Raw genomic sequence first — 18,256 nt, 5'->3', positions numbered from 1 at the left:
GAGCCCTCACCGCCATGTCAGAGCTGGCTGAGGCTAGACTCAGCGAATTACGCAACAGAAGCGGTGTCCGACATATGGATGCTCCGGCGTCGACTCGGTAACGGCGCCGCCCCGCGCCCGTCCCCGCCTCTGCTCCGGCCCGCCTCCGGCTCGACTGCGGGTCCCGCCTCACCCGGTCCTCGGGCGTCGGAATGCGCTCCTCCCCACTGCTGGTCGTCCACAGCGGGGCGAGCGGAGCCCACCGGTCGTATCCGACGGTCACACTGGAGGCATGAGCGAGACGACCGCCGCATCTGCCTCCCCGACCGCAGACGCCCTGCACACCGAGGCCCTCGACGCGCTGCGCGCCCTCACAGGCAGGGCCGACGCGACATTCCGCACCGGCCAGTTCGAGGCCATCCGGGCTCTGGTGGCCGACAGGCGCCGGGTGCTCGTGGTCCAGCGCACCGGCTGGGGCAAGTCTGCCGTGTACTTCCTGGCCGCCCTCCTGCAGCGGCGGCGCGGAGCAGGACCTGCGCTCATCGTCTCACCGCTCATAGCCCTCATGCGCGATCAGGTGGCCGCAGCATCCCGCGCAGGGGTGCGGGCGGAGGCGATCAGCTCCGCGAATCCCACCGAGTGGGAGGAGATCGAGCAGCGGCTCGCTCAGGATGCGGTGGACGTGCTGCTGGTCTCCCCCGAGAGGCTCGTGAACCCGCGATTCCGGGAGCAGCAGCTGCCGCGCCTGGTGGACCGCTGCGGCCTGCTCGTCATCGACGAGGCGCACTGCATCTCCGACTGGGGGCATGACTTCCGCCCCGACTACCGGCGACTGCGCGATCTGGTGGGGCAGCTCGGCCCCGACGTGCCCGTGCTCGCCACCACGGCCACCGCGAACTCGAGAGTGGTCGCCGACGTCGCCGAGCAGCTGGGGACGATGTGCCCGCGGGCAGCGGCCGACGGCGGACCGGCCGACGGCGGAAGGGCCGACAACGGATCCGGCGCCCGGGGGCGAGAGGTCCTCACGCTGCGCGGCGCCCTCACCCGCGAGTCCCTGCGCCTGGGATCCCTGAGCCTGTCCGACGACCGACAGCGGCTGGACTACCTCGTGAGGCACCTGGACTCCTTCGAGGGATCAGGGATCATCTATACCCTCACGGTCTCTGCGGCGGAGGACCTCGCGACCCTGCTGGACCGTCCGGGTCGGCGCGTGCGCGCCTACACAGGACGCACCGATCCGGAGGAGCGCGCAGAGCTCGAGCAGGCGCTCAAGGCCGACGAGGTGAAGGCGCTCGCCGCGACCAGTGCACTCGGCATGGGGTTCGACAAGCCGGACCTGGGCTTCGTGGTCCACCTCGGTGCCCCCAGCTCCCCCGTCGCCTACTACCAGCAGGTCGGCCGTGCCGGCCGCGCGACCGACCGAGCCGACGTGCTGCTGCTCCCGGGCCGCGAGGACCGGGCGATCTGGGAGTACTTCGCGACCGCCTCCATGCCCTCCCCCGAGTCCGCCGCACAGGTGCTCACCGCGCTCGGCGAATCGGGTGGCCCGCTCAGCACGCCGGCCCTGGAGGCGCGGGTGGACGTGCGCCGCGGCGCCCTCGAGCTGCTGCTCAAGGTGCTGGCCGTGGATGGCGCCGTGCAGTCCGTGAAGGGCGGATGGATCGCCACCGGAGCCCCCTGGCGCTACGACGCCGAACGCTACGAGACCGTGGCTCGGGCGCGCCGCGAGGAGCAGCAGGCCATGATCGCCTACGAGCAGCTCGCCGGAGGCCCCGAGCAGTGCCGCATGGTGTTCCTGGCCCGACAGCTCGACGACACGACAGCCGCCCCGTGCGGTCGCTGCGACGTGTGCACGGGCCCCTGGTATCCGGCGCCCGACGCGCCAGGAGCGGTCGGCGAGGGCGCCGGCCCGGGCACCGCGGGCGACGGTGCCGGGACCGCCGACGAGGACGCTCGGGTCTCCGCCCTGCTGGACCGCGTGGGTGTGCCCGTGGAGCCGCGCGGGACCTGGCCCTCGGGCTTGGACCGTCTGCTGGGACCAGGCGCTCCCAAGGGTCGCATCCCCGCGGGCGAGCGCGCCGAGGAGGGGCGGGTCATCGCCCGCATGTCCGACCTCGGGTGGGCCGTGCCGCTGAGGGATCTCCTGCGCACCGACCAGCACGGCCATCCGGTGGACGCCACCGTGCCCTCCCGCATCGGCGACCGGATCGTCGAGGTGCTGAAGGAATGGGACTGGCAGCAGCGGCCGGAGGCCGTCGTCGCCGTCCCCTCCACGACGCGGCCGCAGCTGGTCGGCTCGCTCGCCGAGGGCATCGCCTCGATCGGCCGCTTGCAGGACCTGGGCGCGCTGGACCTCTCTCCCGACGCGGCCCCGCTGCGCGGTGCTCGCAACAGCGCATTCCGGGTCGCGGCGCTGTGGGATCGTCTCGCCGTGGGCGAGGAGCTGCGGGCACGGCTCGAGGCCCTGGACGGGGCGCCGATCCTGCTCGTGGACGACGTGATCGACACGCGCTGGACCATGACGATCGCCGCGCGGCTCCTGCGTCGAGTCGGTGCCGGACCGGTGCTGCCGCTCGCGCTGGCCCAGCAGGCATGAGGCTCCGCAGCAGCACGAGGCGTGCCTCATCGTGCTCGTGCCGGTGACGGATGGGCTCGGCGCAGCGGGTCCGGGCAGAGCGAACGGAGGAGACAGAGGGGACAGAGGGGTAGGACGCATGGATATCAGGGTCAGCGCGCTGGCCATCTACCCGGAGATCCACGATCTGATCTCTCGCGCCGCCGACGTGGCCGCGCAGCGCTGGTCCGGGCAGCAGGGCCTGGGATGAGGTGCCCCTGACGGACCTCAGCAGGCGCGGCACCGTCGACTCCGCTGCGTCTTCGGCCTCCTGCGCACCCGGGTGACCCCGAAGGAGCCCAATGCGCGCGACCCGGTGTCATTCCACCGGCCCTTGAAGCGCATCGAGTCCCTGGGGGCCGAGATCCCAAGCGGCGATCCCGTCGAGGTCGACGATGCCGTCCCCCACGGCCAGCACCCTTCCGTCCCTGTGCAGGGCCAGGCTGTGGCGTGCGCCGGCGGCGAGGGCGATCACCTCGTCCCAGCTCCCCACAGCAGGCCGCTGCTCCTCTGCCCCGGCGAGCAGGACCCGGCCGTCACCACGCAGCGCCAGGAGGTGGTCGCTGCCGGAGGCGATCTCCACCACGCCCTCCCAGGCGGTGACCTCGGCGGCCCCCGGCAGATGACCGGCGAGCTGGACCCGGCCGTCGGCCCGGAGACCAGCGGTGTGCAGGTGCCCCGCGCTGACAGCGCGCAGATCCCGCCATCCGCCGACCGTGCACTGACCGCGCGCATCATTGCCTGCGGCTCGGGCCGTGCCGTCGGCCGCGAGCCCGACGGTGTGCCAGTCTCCGCAGGCGACCGCTGTCATGTCCCGCCAGTCGATGACCTCGCAGGCCCCCTCAGCGGCGCGGCCGACGGCGACGACGGTGCCGTCCTCCCGCAGTCCGACCGTGCGTCGCCAGCCGGCGGCGACGGCGACGATGCCGCGCCATCCCTCCACCGCGCACTGGCCGTGCGCATCCCAGCCGGTGGCGAGCACCGTGCCGTCCGCCCGCAGGCCCACGGAGTGCGAGCGTCCCGTGTTCGACGCCGCGTGGACGGTTCCGGCGGCGACCGACACGATCTCCCGCCAGTCCTCCGCACGGCAGGCGCCAGCAGGGTCGCTTCCTGCCGCGAGCACCGTCCCGTCCGCGCGGAGACCCAGGGAGTGCCAGCGCCCGGCAGCGAGCACGGTGCGATGCATCATCGGGCGCTCAGGGGGCGTCGTCCTCCACTGCTTCCGGCTGAGCGACAGCCTCCGGGCCGCCCTCCAGCAGCATCACGAAGCCGGCCTCGTCGAGGATCCGCAGGCCCAGATCCCGAGCCTTCGTCTCCTTCGAGCCGGCGTTCTCCCCCACCACCACGAAGTCGGTCTTCCTGGAGACGGAGCCGGACGCCTTGCCTCCTCGGGAGATGATCGCCTCCTTGGCGCCGTCGCGGGTGAAGCCCTCGAGCCCGCCGGTGACCACCACGGTGAGCCCCTCGAGGGTCCTGACGAAGCCCTCGGCGACGTCGTCGGCCATGCGCACGCCGGACTCGGCCCAGGCTTCGACGATCTCCTGATGCCACTGCACCGCGAACCATTCGCGGACGGACTCGGCGATGATGCCGCCCACCCCGTCCGTCTCGGTGAGCTGTTCGAGGTCCGCCTCGCGGATCGCATCCATCGAGCCGTAGGCGGTGGCGAGCGATCGTGCCGCGGTGGGGCCCACATGACGGATCGAGAGCGCCACGAGCACCCGCCACAGCGGCTGGTCCTTGGCCTTGGCGAGCTCATCCATGAGCTTCAGAGTGTTGGCGCCGGGAGCCGCGGGCCTGGTGAGCGTCCAGCTGCTGCGGGACTTGTAGTAGCGCCACTGCGCGCGGGACCAGAAGACGGGGACCAGCTGCCAGTTGCCGGTCGGCTCCCCGTCCCGGCGCAGCGGCTGCCAGACGGAGACCTCCTCGAGCTGCTCAGGAGTGATGTCGAAGAGGTTCGCACCGGTGGTGACCACAGGCTCCTGCGGGGAGGGCAGGAGCCCGGCGGTCTGCTCGGTGATGCGGAGCATGGGGACTCCATCGGTCCCCTGGGACTCCTGTCCGCCGCGGACCGTGACGAAGGCCGGGGAATCGAACTCCTCCTCGCGACGCACGGGGAGGTAGATCGCGTGTCCGGCGCGCAGCGCGGCGAGCGCCTCCTCGCGGCGGCCCTCGGGGTCCGTCAGCGCGATCGCGCTCTCCTCGCCGAGGGTCTCGATGTCGAAGGCGCCGCGGGAGGCGGCATGCTCCACGCGGCCGGTGACCTGAGCGGGGCAGTCCCGGGTGTTCGGGCAGCGCCAGTCCTTGTCCCCCTCCTTCTCGGGTCGGATGCCGGTGCCGCACGAAGGGCAGCGCTCGGGCATGACGAAGGCGTGCTCGGAGCCGTCGCGCAGCGCATCCACGGGACCCAGGATCTCCGGGATCACGTCCCCGGCCTTGCGCAGCAGCACCATGTCACCGATGAGGACGCCCTTGCGCTCCACCTCGAACTGGTTGTGCAGTGTCGCCTTCTCGACGGTGGAGCCCGCGACCCTGACAGGCTCCATCACGCCGAAGGGGGTGACGCGTCCAGTACGACCCACCTGCACCTGGATGTCGAGCAGACGGGTGGTGACCTCCTCCGGCGGATACTTGTAGGCGATCGCCCAGCGGGGGGCGCGGGAAGTGGACCCGAGGCGGCGCTGCTGGGCGAAGTGGTCCACCTTCACGACGATCCCGTCGATCTCGTGCTCCACGTCGTGGCGGTGCTCGCCATAGTGCTCGACATAGGCGACGACCTCATCGATCGAGGTGACCACGCTCCGGTAGCGGCTCGTGGGCAGCCCCCATGAGGCGAGCAGGTCGTACATCTCGCTCTGGGAGCCGACCGGCGGCTCCTGCCAGGCGCCCAGGCCGTGGACGGTGAGCCTCAGGGCACCCAGCCGTGCCTCGCCGGCCTCGCGCTCCAGCCCCTCCTTCTTGTCGAGCTGCTGACGCAGACCGCCCGCGGCCGTGTTGCGGGGGTTGGCGAAGGACGGGAACCGTCGCGTGGCGGCCAGGCGCTCGCGCTCCTCGTCGAAGGGACGGGAGGTCGACTGACGGGACTCCCATCGGGTGCGGGACTCCGCGACGGCCCGATCGCGCAGCTCCTCCTGGAAGGCGTTCAGACGCTCGAAGTCCGCAGTGGGCATGTACACCTCGCCGCGCACCTCGACCAGCGGGGGATGCCCCTCCCCGGCGAGGTGCTGAGGGATCCCCTCGATGCGCAGGGCATTGGCGGTGATGTCCTCGCCGGTGCGGCCGTCGCCGCGGGTCGCGGCGGTGACCAGCTCCCCATGCTCATAGCGCAGGTTGATCGCGAGGCCGTCGATCTTCAGCTCGGTCAGCCACCGCACCTCGCTGCCGATCTCGGCACCCGCATGGGCGCACCAGTCCCGCAGCTCCTGCACGGAGAAGACGTTGTCCAGGCTCTGCATCCGCTCGGCGTGATCGATCGCAGCGAGCCCCTCGGCGGCGCGGCCGCCGACGGTGCGGGTGGGCGAGTCCTCCTTCGCCAGCTGCGGGTTCTGCTCCTCGAGCTCCCGCAGCTCACGCTCGAGCGCGTCGTACTCGCCGTCGCTGAGGGACGGGGCATCGTGCTCGTAGTACTCCTCGCGCGCGCGCTCGATGCGGGCGGTGAGCTCCGCGATGCGCTCCTGCGCGTCACGGGTCCGGGAGTCGAGCTCGGCAGCGGTGGGGGTGTCGTCGTGCGTCACGCATGCCATTGTCCCGCATGGGGCCGACGCTCGGGCCTCTCCCCCTCGCAGAGACGACGCTCAGTCGGCGACCCGCTCCGCCCAGGCCGGGGCCGCACGCAGCAGCGCCTCGAGCGCCGACTCGTCCAGCAGGTCCGTGGCTCGCGGCGCCGCGGCAGGATCCACCTGACCGGCGTGCACGAGGTGGGAGGCCCCCGTGTGGGCGATGAGGGTGAACCCGGCGGCGTCGGATGCGCTGTGCCCGAGCTGCTGCCAGATCTGCAGCACGGCGTCGAGCTCCCGCTCCATCCGCCCTCCGGGGCGCGGATCCACCACCAGTTCGAGCGCGCAGCCGGCGTCGTGCGCCTCCGCGAACTGCTCCCACAGCGCCCGGCCCGTCCCGGCGAGGCCGGGCAGACGACGCGGGACCAGGGCGAGCCGACGGGCACCGGCCCCACGGGCGGCGACGACCAGGCGCGCATCGGCGCCCACTCCCAGGGTCACCTGCTCCGCGGGGAGCCCGGCATCCGACTCCAGCGCCCGCAGCAGGCTCTGCCAGCGCTCCCCCACCTGCGGCGGCGGCACCGGGTCGTAGCGCCGCCTCCCGGACGGGGTCGGCACCGTGCCCCCGACGACGGCCGCGACGGCGTCCTCCCGCACCAGCAGATGGTGCCGAGCGCCGGGGATCCTCTCGCGCAGGGCATTGAGCTGCTCGGAGAGGCCCTCTGCGAGCAGCAGGGGCAGGTCGCGCACGGCGCCGGGGTCGCTGAGCGTGCGCTCCCCGCTGGACAGGTAGGTGGCGGCGGCCAGCGAGGCCGGGCCGAGCACCGTGGACTGCAGCGGGCCCTCGTAGCCCAGCAGAGCGATCCGGGCGGCGTCCCGGATCAGCTCGCGCGTCTCGATCGCATGCGCCCATGCACGGCCGAGGCCGGGGCCGATCCGCCAGCCGTAGGGGGCGAGGTCACCGGTGGTCCCTGCGAGCAGGGAGAGCGTCCCGGGCAGAAGATGATCGGTGGGGTCGGTGCCGAGCGCGGCGGGAAGCGGCAGCCGGGTCGCGATCTGCGGGTCGAGATCGTCCCCCAGCAGGCCACGCAGGCGGACGAGCGCGGCCAGCGGAGCATCCAGGGCACCGTCCGCGCCGTCGTCCCCGGCTGGGACCCGGAAGCTGCCGTCGCCGGCGACGGTGACCAGGGGTGCGGCTGCGCTCATGCGCGCCGCTCCAGGGTGGCTGCCGCGAGCACACGGTCCCCGTCGTACAGCACCAGGGTCTGCCCAGGGGCGACGCCGCGGACGGGTCGCTCGAGCGCGACGCGCAGCAGCCGATCCTCACCCCCGGGGGTCGTGAGGATGCTGGCGGGGATGGCCTCGCCATGGGCGCGGATCTGCGCGGACACCGCGCGTCCGGGCACCAGCTCGTCGAAGGAGACCGGATCGCTGGCCACGAGCTCGGAGGTGGACAGGAGCTCGGAGGCACCGATCACCACGCGACGGGAGGCGGGATCGACGTCCACCACGTAGCGGGGGCGCCCGTCCGGGGCAGGACGCTCGACGCCCAGCCCCCTGCGCTGGCCGACCGTGAACCCATGGGTGCCGCGATGGCTGCCCAGCACGGTGCCGTCGGCGTCCACGACCTCGCCGGGGGCCTCCCCCAGGTTCCTCTCGAGGAATCCGCGGGTGTCGCCGTCGGGGATGAAGCAGATGTCGTAGCTGTCCGGCTTGGTGGAGACGCCCAGACGGCGAGCACGGGCCTCGGCACGCACCTGCGCCTTGTCCTCCATGTCCCCCAGCGGGAACAGGGAGCGCGCCGCGGCCTCAGGCCCCATGACGGCGAGCACGTAGGACTGGTCCTTGGCGCTGTCGCGGGAGCGATGCAGCGACGGGGCACCGCCTGGGCCCTCGGCCCGCACCGAGGCGTAGTGGCCCGTGCACACGGCATCGAAACCCAGCATCGTCGCCCGGTCGAGGAGGGACGCGAACTTGATGCGCTCGTTGCAGCGCACGCACGGGTTGGGGGTGCGGCCGGCGGCGTACTCGGACAGGAAGTCCTCGACGACGAGATCATGGAAGTCGTCGGAGAGATCCCACACGTAGTAGGGGATGCCGATGCGGTCCGCGGCTCGGCGGGCATCCGCGGCGTCCTCCACAGTGCAGCACCCTCGCGAGCCGGTGCGCCGCTGGTCGCGGTCCTTCGACAGGGCCATGTGCACGCCGACCACCTCGTGCCCGGCCTCCGCCGCGCGGGCTGCGGCCACCGCGGAGTCGACTCCGCCGCTCATCGCTGCGAGCACCTTCATGACCCGGCACCTCCTCCGCCTGCACCTCCGTCGACGCCGGTCGTCGCCCCGGAGGCTCCGGGAGCTGCCACCGGGCATACTCCGGGCGATGCCGCACCGAATCGTCAGGACCGCGTCATCGCCCCGCACAGTCTACGGAGGCGAGCCTCTCCCGCCGTGACTGCGGACCGTGACATGCGCGACGGCACCCGTGCCGCTGCCCGTGCCGCCGCCGGTGCCGCTGCCAGAGCCCTCAGCCCATCAGGGAGCCGACCGCACGTGCCCGTTCGAGAGCCGACGGGAGCACCTCCAGCAGCGAGCCCACATCATCCTCGGTGCTGGTCCATCCCAGCGAGATGCGCAGCGCTGCCCGGGCATCGGAGCCGACGATCCCCATCGCCGCCAGGACAGTGCTGTCCTGTGTGACGCCAGCGGTGCAGGCCGAACCGGCGGAGCAGTCGATGCCCTGCTGGTCCAGGAGGAACAGCAGGGCATCCGTGTCCGCTCCGGGGAAGACGGCATGGACGATCGACCCCGAGCGAGGAGTGGTGCCATCCAGCGTGAGTCGAGCATCCGGGACCGTCCGACGGATGCCCGCGCGCAGCAGCTCCGAGAGCCTGCCGAGGCGCTCGGCCTCCCTCTCCTGCTCCGAGAGGGCCTCCGCGAGCGCCGCCGCGAAGGCCGCGGCACCGGGAGCGTCGAGCGTGCCGGATCGCACCCCGCGCTGCTGCCCTCCGCCGGTGCTGATCGCGGCCAGGGGGATGTCGGGAGGGGCCACCAGCAGACCCGTGCCGACGGGCGCGCCGATCTTGTGGCCCGACAGGGTCATCATGTCGACGTCCTCGCCGGGCACCGGCAGCGGCACGTGCCCGGCCGCCTGCACGGCATCGGTGTGCACGAGGGTCCCGTGCCCCTGGGCGAGAGCGCGCAGAGCACCCAGATCCTGCATAGCCCCGGTCTCGTTGTTCACCAGCGCCGCGCTGAGGACGCTCACCGCGCCGTCGGCCAGCGCCATGGCGACCGCTTCCGAGCGCAGCATGCCCTGCCCGTCCACCGGCAGCACCCGGACGTCCAGAGGCTCCGGTCCGCGGGCGAGCGAACCCGCCGTGGCGAGAACGGCAGGATGCTCGGTCGCCGAGACCGCGGCTGCGCTGCGCGAGGAGTCGGAGTCGCGGATCCCGAGGGCCGCCCCCCGCACGGCGATGTTGTCCGCCTCCGTGCCGCCTGAGGTCATGATCAGCCAGGAGGAGGGGACGCCCAGCAGCTCGCCGATCCTCTCGAGGGCGTCGTCGAGGGTGCCGCGCGCGGCACGTCCGGAGGCATGGATCGACGAGGGGTTGCCGGTCGCGGCGGCCGCCTCGAGGAAGGCGTCGCGGGCGGCCGGGCGCAGCGGGGTCGTCGCCGCGTGGTCGAGATAGACGCGGCGCACCGGGCCGCGCCCCGTCACCATGGCTGCACCGGGTCCTCGTCCTCGCCGCCGGGATCGGTCTCTCCGTCCCCGCCCTGGGCGTCCTTGTTCCGCTGCTCGACCTCGTCGTCCTTGGACTGATCCGTGCTGGGCCCGTCCGTGACCGTCTCCTCGGGATCCTCCTCGCCCTCTGGATCCTCCCGGGTCGGATCCCCCGGATCCATGGGGGAGCCTCCGCCCTGCTCGGTGGCGCGATCGTCGGGGTCGTTCCCAGCCTCCTCGTCGGCCTCGCGGCGCTTCTCCTGGATCCGCTCCCCGTTCTCCCCCGTGGTCTCCTCGTCCTCGTTGCCCTCGCCGCCTCCGCCGCCCTGGCCCTCGCCCTCTCCGCCGCCGCCGGCGCAGGCGGCCATCAGCTCCTCCGCCTCATAGAGACGATCGGCCCGCTCCCCCGCATCCTCGATCTCATCGGCCTGACGCTCGATCGAGATGGCGAGGTTGTTGATGATCTTGCACTGGGCATGCAGGGGCTGGTTGAGGTCGCTGCCGCTCTGCCATTCCTGGAGGGAGATGCGCAGCTCCTCCTCGGCCTCGGCGTTCTTGCCCTGCTGCAGGAGGTCGGTGCCCTCCGTCAGATGAGGGAGGTAGGGCTCGAACCAGTTGGCCACCTGCACCGGCTCGAGGCGCTCGATCGCCGTGTCGTAGCGGCCGTCGTCGTAGGCGCCGTCGTGCCAGGCCTGCGTCAGGGGCATCGACACGAACTTGAGGGCGAGCAGTGCGAGCACCGCGATGGGCAGGGCGAGGATCGCGAAGACGATGATCCGCACGCGCCGAAGACGCTTCACGTTCAGCCCGAAGTCTCCCGCACGCCTCGGGATCTCCTGGGCGAGCGCGCCGGATCCGTCGGCGCTCCCCGATGCGCCCGAGGGACCGGACGCTCCTCTCGAGGACCCCTCGCCGGCGGACAGGGATCCTGGTCCGCCCGGCCCGGAAGGAGGTACGGGTGGCGCCGACGGTGCGGACGGTGCGCTCATCGCTGGGCTCCTCGGATGTCTTGGCGGTCCAGCCGCCGCGGAAGGCGGTAGGTCATCTCCCCCAGCTCCCAGATCATCAGGGCCGCGAGCGGGATCGCGGCGATCCAGTACCAGTCCTCGAAGCTCGCCACCCGGCGAGACCTCTCGATCGGCACCGGGGTGAGGGTGATGCCCTCCATGGTGCCCTCGATCTCCGCCTCCGGGTCGGTGCGGTGGAGATACGGCAGGCCCATCTGGCCGGCGATCGTCCGCAGCTGGTCCTCGTCGATCCGCGAGATGCCCTGCTGGCCGGAGCCGTCGGTGATGTACTCGCCGTCGCTGCCGCCTCCCTGGGCCTTCATCGGACCGCCCTCCTCGGTGCCGTAGCCGAGCACCGCGCCTCCGTCGATCAGGGACGCCGCCGGAGCGAAGGACTCGGACTCCTCCCCGTCGGTGTTCTCGCCGTCGGAGAGGAAGTAGACGAGGATCGAGGAGTCGGGGTCGTCGATCCGGGTCTGCTGGATCTCGGTGACCAGGGTGACCAGCGGACGGTCGATGTTCGACCCCTGGGAGTAGGCCGTGGCCTCAGTGGTCAGGGTGTCGATCCATGCCGTCGCGGCACCGGCGTCGGTCGTCAGCGGCAGCTGCTGCGTCGCGGTGGAGTCGAAGGCGATCACCCCGTATCGGGAGCCCTCGGTCATGTCCATGATCCGCAGCATGTCGGCCTTCACCCCTTCCAGACGCGGCTGGTCGCCGTCGTAGTCCTCGGCGTTCATGGAACCCGTGCGGTCCACCACGAAGAAGACGTTCGCGTTCATCCGCTGGGTCTGCTCCCCCTCCAGAGGCGTGACCGGCCTCAGGGCGACGACCAGCAGCAGCAGGACCATCAGCGTACGCCGCAGCCAGGCGACCCTCTGGCGGGGACGGCGCACCAGGAGCACGACGCACAGCGCGACCATCGCCGTGAACAGCGGGACGATCACCCAGAGGGACATCAGGGGCTCGAGCCTCATCGTGCCCTCCATCCCAGGAGCAGGACGGCGACCAGCGAGACCAGGACCATCACGAACGCGGGCAGCGGACGATCGGTGCGGATGACGCTCGGGGTCGCTCCCATGTCGGTGGCCTGCGTCTTCTGGATCTGCTGGATGATCGAGGGGATCGCGTTCGGGTCCGAGGACTCGAACATGCTCCCGCCGTGCGCCTCTGTCGCGGTCTCGAGCTCATCCCGACAGGTCGCCTCGCACTCGAAGGCGCCGGGATAGAAGGTGTAGAGCGCGATGTCACGGGCTGCGACCGACTCGGCGGCCTCGTCCAGCGAGTAGATCGGGGTCCCGTTGACCTCGTTGTCCGTCGCGAAGATGATCGACCGCGACCGGTCCTGCTCCGCCTGGTCGAAGAGCATGCCGCAGGAGGCGAGCCCGTCGGGGACGATGGACGCCTCCTCGGCGATGCCCTGGGTCCCCTCGACGAAGTCGACGTACTGGCGCACCTTCTCGTCGGAGTAGTCGGTGCTGCCCAGGCGGTACCCGTACTCGTCGAAGTCGATGGCCTCCGATGCCTCCTCGAGCTCGCGCTGGACCAGGTCGTAGTCGTCCGTCAGGGGGAAGACGGTGCGGCTGGTGGAGTTGAAGATCGACAGCGCCACACGCTCCCCGTCGAAGTCGTCGACCATCTCGGCGAAGGTCTGCAGGATCTCCGTGTCGTACTGGTACATCGAGCTGGACACGTCCAGGCACAGCACGATGTCGCGCGACGCGAACGACGGCGTCTCGATCCGCTCGGTCGCGACGCGCCCCGCGAGGACCGATGCTGCGACCACGCCGACCACGGCGAGGCCCACCTGCAGCACACGCAGGACCTTCGCCGTCCGCTGAGCTCGGGCGAAGCTCGGGATCCGGTTCATGTAGGACGTGTTCGCCACCAGCACCGGGGACTTCCGCATGGCTCGGCGGTTCCAGAAGGTGATCCCCCAGACCGCGATCGCGGCCAGCAGCAGCAGAGCGGCGACCCACCACAGGATCATGACCATCGGCGGATCACCTCCCGCGCGCGGCGGACCGAGGAGCGCAGCTCCGCGTCCGAGGAGAGGGCGAAGTCGGGCTCGTAGAGCGTCGCTATGAGGTCGCCGACCTCGCGCGTGCGCTCGTCGGCGCGGAGCGTCGCCAAGTCCTGGCTGGTGACGTCGTGGCCCGTGGTGCGGCGCACGAACCGCCTCATCACGCCGGTGAGCTCGTGGTGGCCGGCGCGGGCGTCGAGCCCCCCGACGTCATGGCGCTCGGCGATGTCGTTGACCGCGCGCAGGAACTCGGCCTTCAGCCCTTCGACGTCCGTGGGCCGGCCCCGGTAGGCGGCGCGCTTCTCGATCGCACGCGTGATGCGCAGGGTCCCCACGATCAGCGCGACGATCACCAGCACGCACAGCAGGGCGAGGATCAGCCAGGCGATCGAGTACTGGGGCGGATCGATGATCTGCTCGGGAGAGGGGTCGGCGAGCAGCCGCCCCATGGCCTCAGGCATGGGCATGGCGGTACTCCCTCGATCGCAGCATGGAGACCATGTCCTCGACCACGGTCGACTCGCCCTGTGTCAGCACGTGGGAGATGTGCAGCCGGTCGAGCATCTCGGAGATGCCGTCGGTGCGTGCCCGGCGGTACGCCTCCACGTCGCGCCGGACGCGCCGGGAGGTGCGGGCCAGCTCGGCGATCTCCCGAGGGTCCAGCACGTCCACCACCTCGTGGCCGAGGTCCTCGGAGAGGAGCGGATCCGCGTCGGCGATGCGGATCATCAGCACGTCATGCCGCGTCGTGAGGCGTCTGAGCAGCGAGAAGTCCTCGACTCTCGGATGCGCCTCGTCGGTGATGATCGTCATCAGCGTCGAGCGGGTCGTCACCCGGAAGGCGCGCTCGAGGAGCCAGGAGCTGTCGGGCGCTGAGGAGGCGGTGGTCGCCCCCTGCTGGATCGAGCGGAGCAGCAGCTCGAGATGCCCGTCGCTCGAGCGCGAGGGGAGCTGGATCGGGCGCTCCTGCGAGCCGCCGACGAGCCCCACCAGATCGCCGTTCTTCTGGCCGAGGAAGCAGATCAGACCCGCCGCCATCACCATCGCATCGCGCTTCGAGGTGCCGTCCGCGGCGGTCGCGGCCATCGCCGAGGAGGTGTCCGCCACGATCGACAGGTGCCGCACCCGCTCCTCGTTGAACTGCCGGATCAGCGGTTCCCCGGAACGGGCGGTGGCCTTCCAGTCGATGTCGGAGATCTTGTCCCCGGGCTGGTAGTACTTCAGGTCGTCGAAGTCCTCGCCGCTGCCCTTGAACAGGGACTTCCCACGGCCCTGGATCAGACCGCGAGCCCGGTTCGAGGTGTGCAGGTCGACCCGGGCCTTCACCCGGGTCATCAGCGAGGTCGCCATCCGTCTCCCCCAGGTCGCTCTCAGGGCATCGGCACGGCGTGGAAGACCGCGTCGATGATCTGCTCGGGCTTGATGCCGCTGGCCAGCGCGTCGAAGGTGAGCACGAGGCGATGGCGCAGGACGCCGTACCGCATGGCGCGCACGTCGTCCGGCGTCACGTAGTCGCGGCCGTGGATCAGCGCGTGGGCCTGGCCCACGCGCATGAGCGCCAGGGATCCGCGAGGGCTCGCTCCCACCCGCACCGACTGGGTCAGGTTCGGGACGGGGCGGGGGCCGGATCCGCGGGTGGTGAAGACCAGGTCGATGATGTAGCGCTTCACAGCCGGGTCGACGTAGACGTCATCGACCTTCTCCTGCAGGAAGCGGATGTCCTCCAGCGACACCGCCGCGAGAGCCTGGCGGGGCCCGGTGAGGCTGCCCGCGGTCGAGCGGTCGAGGATCTCATGCTCCTCCCCGGGGCGCGGGTACGTCAGGATCTCCTTCATGAGGAAGCGGTCCATCTGCGCCTCGGGGAGGACGTAGGTGCCCTCCTCCTCGATCGGGTTCTGGGTGGCGAGCACCATGAACGGCTCGGGCAGCGGATATACCTCGCCGCCGATCGACGTCTGGCGCTCCTGCATCGCCTCGAGCATCGCGGACTGGGTCTTGGCGCTCGAGCGGTTGATCTCATCCAGCAGCACGACGTTCGCGTGCACGGGGCCGAGCTGCGTCGTGAAGGTGCCCGAGCCGTAGTTGAAGATCTGGGTGCCGATGATGTCGTTCGGCATGAGGTCCGGGGTGCACTGGATGCGCGAGAAGGAGCCGGTGATCGCGGAGGCGAGGGCGCTCGCCGCCGTGGTCTTGGCCAGGCCGGGCACGGACTCCAGCAGCACGTGGCCGCCCGCGGCGAGCGCCGTCAGCAGGGTCAGGCGCAGATTCTCCTGGCCGACGACGCGGGACTGGAACACCCCGGTGATCGTCCGCACGATCGAGGCGGCGCGCTCCATGTCCGCCGGAGGGACCGCGGCCGCTGAGGACGAGAAGGACTCCGGGCGGCGCTGCTGCCCGGGACCCGCGACGCCCGGACCTGCCCCCGGGGCTGCGCTCTGCGCGCTCGGTCCGGGTCCGGGACGCGCCGGAGCGGGGGCCGCGGGCGAGCCGGCCGCGACGGGCCCTCCCGGGCGTGCGGTCTGCGGGCTGGGTGGCTGGCTCATGTGCTGCGTCTCCCCGTCGTGCGTCTGGCGTGCGGTTGCTGCGGTCGACGGCGGGCGGACCCGCCGGGCACCCACGACGGGCTCGGCCTGTCCGCCTCGGGCATCGGCCCCGTCCGTCGTGCGCTCCCCCGTCGCGTCCCCGGTGCGGCCGGGGCACCGGGCCGATCCTAGCGGCAGTCCCTCCATCGATGGTGGACGCTCCACGGACGGGGAGTGGAAGAATGCGCGCGTGGATGCTGACCGAATCGATCGCGCGACCCTGCCGGTCGCTCCCACCGCTCCTGGTCTGGTGGTCGACGAGCACGGCAGGGGGACCTTCGCCGTCGCCGCTCCCCGGGCGTCGGCCGTGGACCTGTGCGTGCGCGAGGGCGGCACCGAGCACCGCCGCCGTCTGCGGCACGTCGACGCCGGCCTGCACTGGGACCATGTGACCGGGATGGTCCCGGGGACGCGCTACGGCCTGCGTGCGGAGGGGCCGTGGGATCCCGCCGCGGGCCTCTACTGCAATCCTCGCAAGCTGCTGCTGGATCCGTGGGGGCGCGGCGTCTCCCACGCATCCCCGCTGCTGAGCTCCTTCTTCCCCTTCGAGGTGGACTCGATGCTCGCGCGCCGCGGCGACCAGCCGGAGCGCAGCGAGCTCGACGACGCCGACTCGGCGGTGTGGTCCGTGGTCGTCGAGGACACCTTCGACTGGCGCGACGATCTGCGCCCGATGGTGGACTGGGCGTCCACCGTGCTGTACGAGCTGCACGTCAAGGGCTTCACGGCGCGGCACCCGCGAGTCCCGGCCGCACAGCGCGGCACCTACGCGGGCCTGGGGCATCCGGCTGTCACCGGGCACCTGAGGGACCTCGGGGTGACCGCGGTCGAGCTGCTGCCGATCCACGCGAGGATGGACGAGCCCCACCTCACGAGGCTGGGGCTGACGAACTACTGGGGCTACTCGACCCTGTCGTACTTCGCTCCGGAGCCGTCGCTGGCGACAGCCGCCTCCCAGCGGGCGGGCGCGCAGGCTGTGCTCGATGAGGTCAAGGAGATGGTCCGCGCCCTGCATGCCGAGGGCATCGAGGTGATCCTCGACGTCGTGTACAACCACACCGCCGAGGGCGGCGACGACGGCCCCTCCCTCTCCCTTCGGGGGCTCGACAGCCGCGAGTACTACTGGAACGACCACGGCAGCATCCTCGACGTGACCGGCACGGGCGGCACTCTCGATCCGCGCTCCGTGCATGTGGTGGACCTGGTGCTCGCCTCCCTGCGCTACTGGGTGCAGGAGGTGCATGTCGACGGCTTCCGCTTCGACCTCGCCACGACGATCGGGCGCGACGACCGCGGGTTCCGCGCCGACCATCCTCTGCTGCGCGCGATCTGCACGGATCCGGTGCTGCGCGACGTGAAGCTCATCGCCGAGCCCTGGGATGTCGGGACCGGGGGCTGGCAGACCGGAGGGTTCCCGGTCCCCTTCGCCGAGTGGAACGACGCGTTCCGCGACGACGTGCGCGAGTTCTGGCTCTCGGATCGGGGGATGCGCCGTCGCACGGGGAACCCCGCGATCGGCGGCGTGCGCGATCTCGCGACCCGGCTGTCCGGGTCCCGGGATCTGTTCGCGAGGACGGATCCCGAGCATCTTCCGGCCGGGCGCAGCCTCCGCTCCTCCTGGGCGTCGGTCAACTTCGTGACCGCGCACGACGGCTTCACCCTGCACGACCTGACCGTCTACGAGACCAAGCGCAATCTCGCCAACGGCGAGGAGAACCGCGACGGGACGGACGACAACCGATCCTGGAACCATGGGGTCGAGGGCGAGGAGGCGCCCGCGAGCGCCGCACAGGATCCGACGGTGCCGATCGCCGAGGTGCGTGCGGCGCGGCGTCGCACCGCGCGCAGCGTGCTGGCGACGCTGCTGCTGGCGTCCGGCACTCCGATGCTCACCGCGGGCGACGAGCTCGGCCGCAGCCAGCAGGGCAACAACAACGCCTACTGCCAGGACAACGAGATCTCGTGGGTCGACTGGACGGTCGACGACGATGCGAGCGCCCTGCGCGACAGCGTGCGCACCCTGATCGCGCTGCGCCGGGCGCATCGTCAGCTGCGCTGTCCGGACTTCCTGAGCCCTGCGGATCCCACGGCGCTGGACCCGGGGCAGGTCGCCTGGTTCGGGGCCGACGGCCGGGGCCTCACCCATGAGGACTGGATGGACCCGACGCGCCATCTGCTGGCCATGCTGCGGCCGGGGCTGCCGGGATCGGGCCCGGACGGCGCGGAGACCACCGAGCATCTGCTGATCATCCTCAGCGCGGAGGACGAGGATCGCACGGTGCGTCTGCCGGAGGCTCCGTGGCCGCAGGGGCCGGCCCGCCTGCTGTTCGACAGCTCCCTGGAGCGGCAGGGGGACCTGCCCGCGTCACCGCTGCGAGGGGGCGAGGTCGCCGTGCCCGGCGGGAGCGTGATCGTGGTCGGTATCAGCACCCCGGACCGACTATCGTGAACCACGTCACCACGCCCCGCCCGTGGGCGCCGCACATCAGGCAGGAGTAGCCATGCCAGGGACCACCGACCCCGCCGCCGACGCCAGGAGCGCGCGCCGCAGGGCCACCGGAGCCCCCGCAGATCCGGGACCGTCCGCGAAGACGCCCTCCGCACCCCCACCCTCTGAC

13 protein-coding genes are annotated in these 18,256 nt (G+C 71.8%); 2 read left to right on the top strand and 11 right to left on the bottom strand.

The window, feature by feature from the left end; all coding sequences use genetic code 11:
* Positions 1 to 271: 271 nt before the first annotated feature.
* Positions 272 to 2,575: a DEAD/DEAH box helicase gene (locus tag ACZ5AJ_RS04745; RefSeq protein WP_464137543.1), complete on the top strand. Its 2,304-nt coding sequence runs from the start codon at positions 272 to 274 to the stop codon at positions 2,573 to 2,575.
* Positions 2,576 to 2,912: 337 nt separating this feature from the next.
* On the opposite strand, the gene ACZ5AJ_RS04740 is transcribed toward ACZ5AJ_RS04745, so the two are convergent.
* The 11 genes from ACZ5AJ_RS04740 to ACZ5AJ_RS04690 all read right to left on the bottom strand — a co-directional run bounded on the left by ACZ5AJ_RS04740 (position 2,913) and on the right by ACZ5AJ_RS04690 (position 15,599).
* Positions 2,913 to 3,782 carry an RCC1 domain-containing protein gene (locus ACZ5AJ_RS04740; protein WP_464137541.1) on the bottom strand — a complete coding sequence of 290 codons (870 nt, stop codon included), beginning with the start codon at positions 3,780 to 3,782 and terminating at the stop codon, positions 2,913 to 2,915.
* A 7-nt stretch (positions 3,783 to 3,789) separates the two neighbouring features.
* Positions 3,790 to 6,336, bottom strand: coding sequence for an NAD-dependent DNA ligase LigA (locus ACZ5AJ_RS04735; RefSeq protein ID WP_464137539.1), 2,547 nt, complete (start codon positions 6,334 to 6,336; stop codon positions 3,790 to 3,792).
* A gap of 51 nt (positions 6,337 to 6,387) precedes the next feature.
* Entirely contained in the window at positions 6,388 to 7,515 is a 1,128-nt protein-coding gene (locus ACZ5AJ_RS04730) for a hypothetical protein (RefSeq protein WP_464137538.1), read from the bottom strand.
* Positions 7,512 to 8,600, bottom strand: coding sequence for a tRNA 2-thiouridine(34) synthase MnmA (gene mnmA / locus ACZ5AJ_RS04725; protein WP_464137537.1), 1,089 nt, complete (start codon positions 8,598 to 8,600; stop codon positions 7,512 to 7,514). The genes ACZ5AJ_RS04730 and mnmA overlap by 4 nt, the downstream gene beginning before the upstream one ends.
* 232 nt (positions 8,601 to 8,832) lie before the next feature.
* A complete protein-coding gene (locus ACZ5AJ_RS04720) occupies positions 8,833 to 10,029 on the bottom strand; it encodes a cysteine desulfurase family protein (RefSeq protein ID WP_464137535.1) in 1,197 nt (398 codons plus the stop codon).
* Positions 10,023 to 11,018, bottom strand: a complete 996-nt coding sequence (locus tag ACZ5AJ_RS04715; RefSeq protein WP_464137533.1) for a hypothetical protein — start codon at positions 11,016 to 11,018, stop codon at positions 10,023 to 10,025. Before ACZ5AJ_RS04715 ends, ACZ5AJ_RS04720 begins: the two co-directional genes overlap by 7 nt.
* Positions 11,015 to 12,010, bottom strand: a complete 996-nt coding sequence (locus ACZ5AJ_RS04710) for a vWA domain-containing protein (protein WP_464137532.1) — start codon at positions 12,008 to 12,010, stop codon at positions 11,015 to 11,017. The genes ACZ5AJ_RS04715 and ACZ5AJ_RS04710 overlap by 4 nt, the downstream gene beginning before the upstream one ends.
* Positions 12,007 to 13,029 (bottom strand): vWA domain-containing protein, encoded by a 1,023-nt coding sequence (locus ACZ5AJ_RS04705; RefSeq protein ID WP_464137530.1) that lies wholly within the window; start codon positions 13,027 to 13,029, stop codon positions 12,007 to 12,009. Before ACZ5AJ_RS04705 ends, ACZ5AJ_RS04710 begins: the two co-directional genes overlap by 4 nt.
* On the bottom strand, positions 13,020 to 13,523 hold the full coding sequence (locus ACZ5AJ_RS04700) for a hypothetical protein (RefSeq protein WP_464137528.1): 504 nt from the start codon (positions 13,521 to 13,523) through the stop codon (positions 13,020 to 13,022). Before ACZ5AJ_RS04700 ends, ACZ5AJ_RS04705 begins: the two co-directional genes overlap by 10 nt.
* Positions 13,510 to 14,406 carry a DUF58 domain-containing protein gene (locus ACZ5AJ_RS04695; protein ID WP_464137527.1) on the bottom strand — a complete coding sequence of 299 codons (897 nt, stop codon included), beginning with the start codon at positions 14,404 to 14,406 and terminating at the stop codon, positions 13,510 to 13,512. Before ACZ5AJ_RS04695 ends, ACZ5AJ_RS04700 begins: the two co-directional genes overlap by 14 nt.
* A 20-nt stretch (positions 14,407 to 14,426) precedes the next feature.
* Positions 14,427 to 15,599: an AAA family ATPase gene (locus ACZ5AJ_RS04690; RefSeq protein WP_464137526.1), complete on the bottom strand. Its 1,173-nt coding sequence runs from the start codon at positions 15,597 to 15,599 to the stop codon at positions 14,427 to 14,429.
* Between the two features lie 229 nt (positions 15,600 to 15,828).
* Between ACZ5AJ_RS04690 and glgX the strand changes: the two genes are divergently transcribed.
* The gene (glgX, locus tag ACZ5AJ_RS04685; RefSeq protein WP_464137523.1) at positions 15,829 to 18,087 is read left to right on the top strand and encodes a glycogen debranching protein GlgX; all 2,259 of its coding nucleotides are present in this window, start codon (positions 15,829 to 15,831) and stop codon (positions 18,085 to 18,087) included.
* Positions 18,088 to 18,256 lie beyond the last annotated feature (169 nt).

The sequence above is a fragment of the Brachybacterium zhongshanense genome, assembly GCF_055385755.1.
Note: the sequence above shows the minus strand (reverse complement) of the source record. Positions and strands in the feature narration are given on the sequence as shown.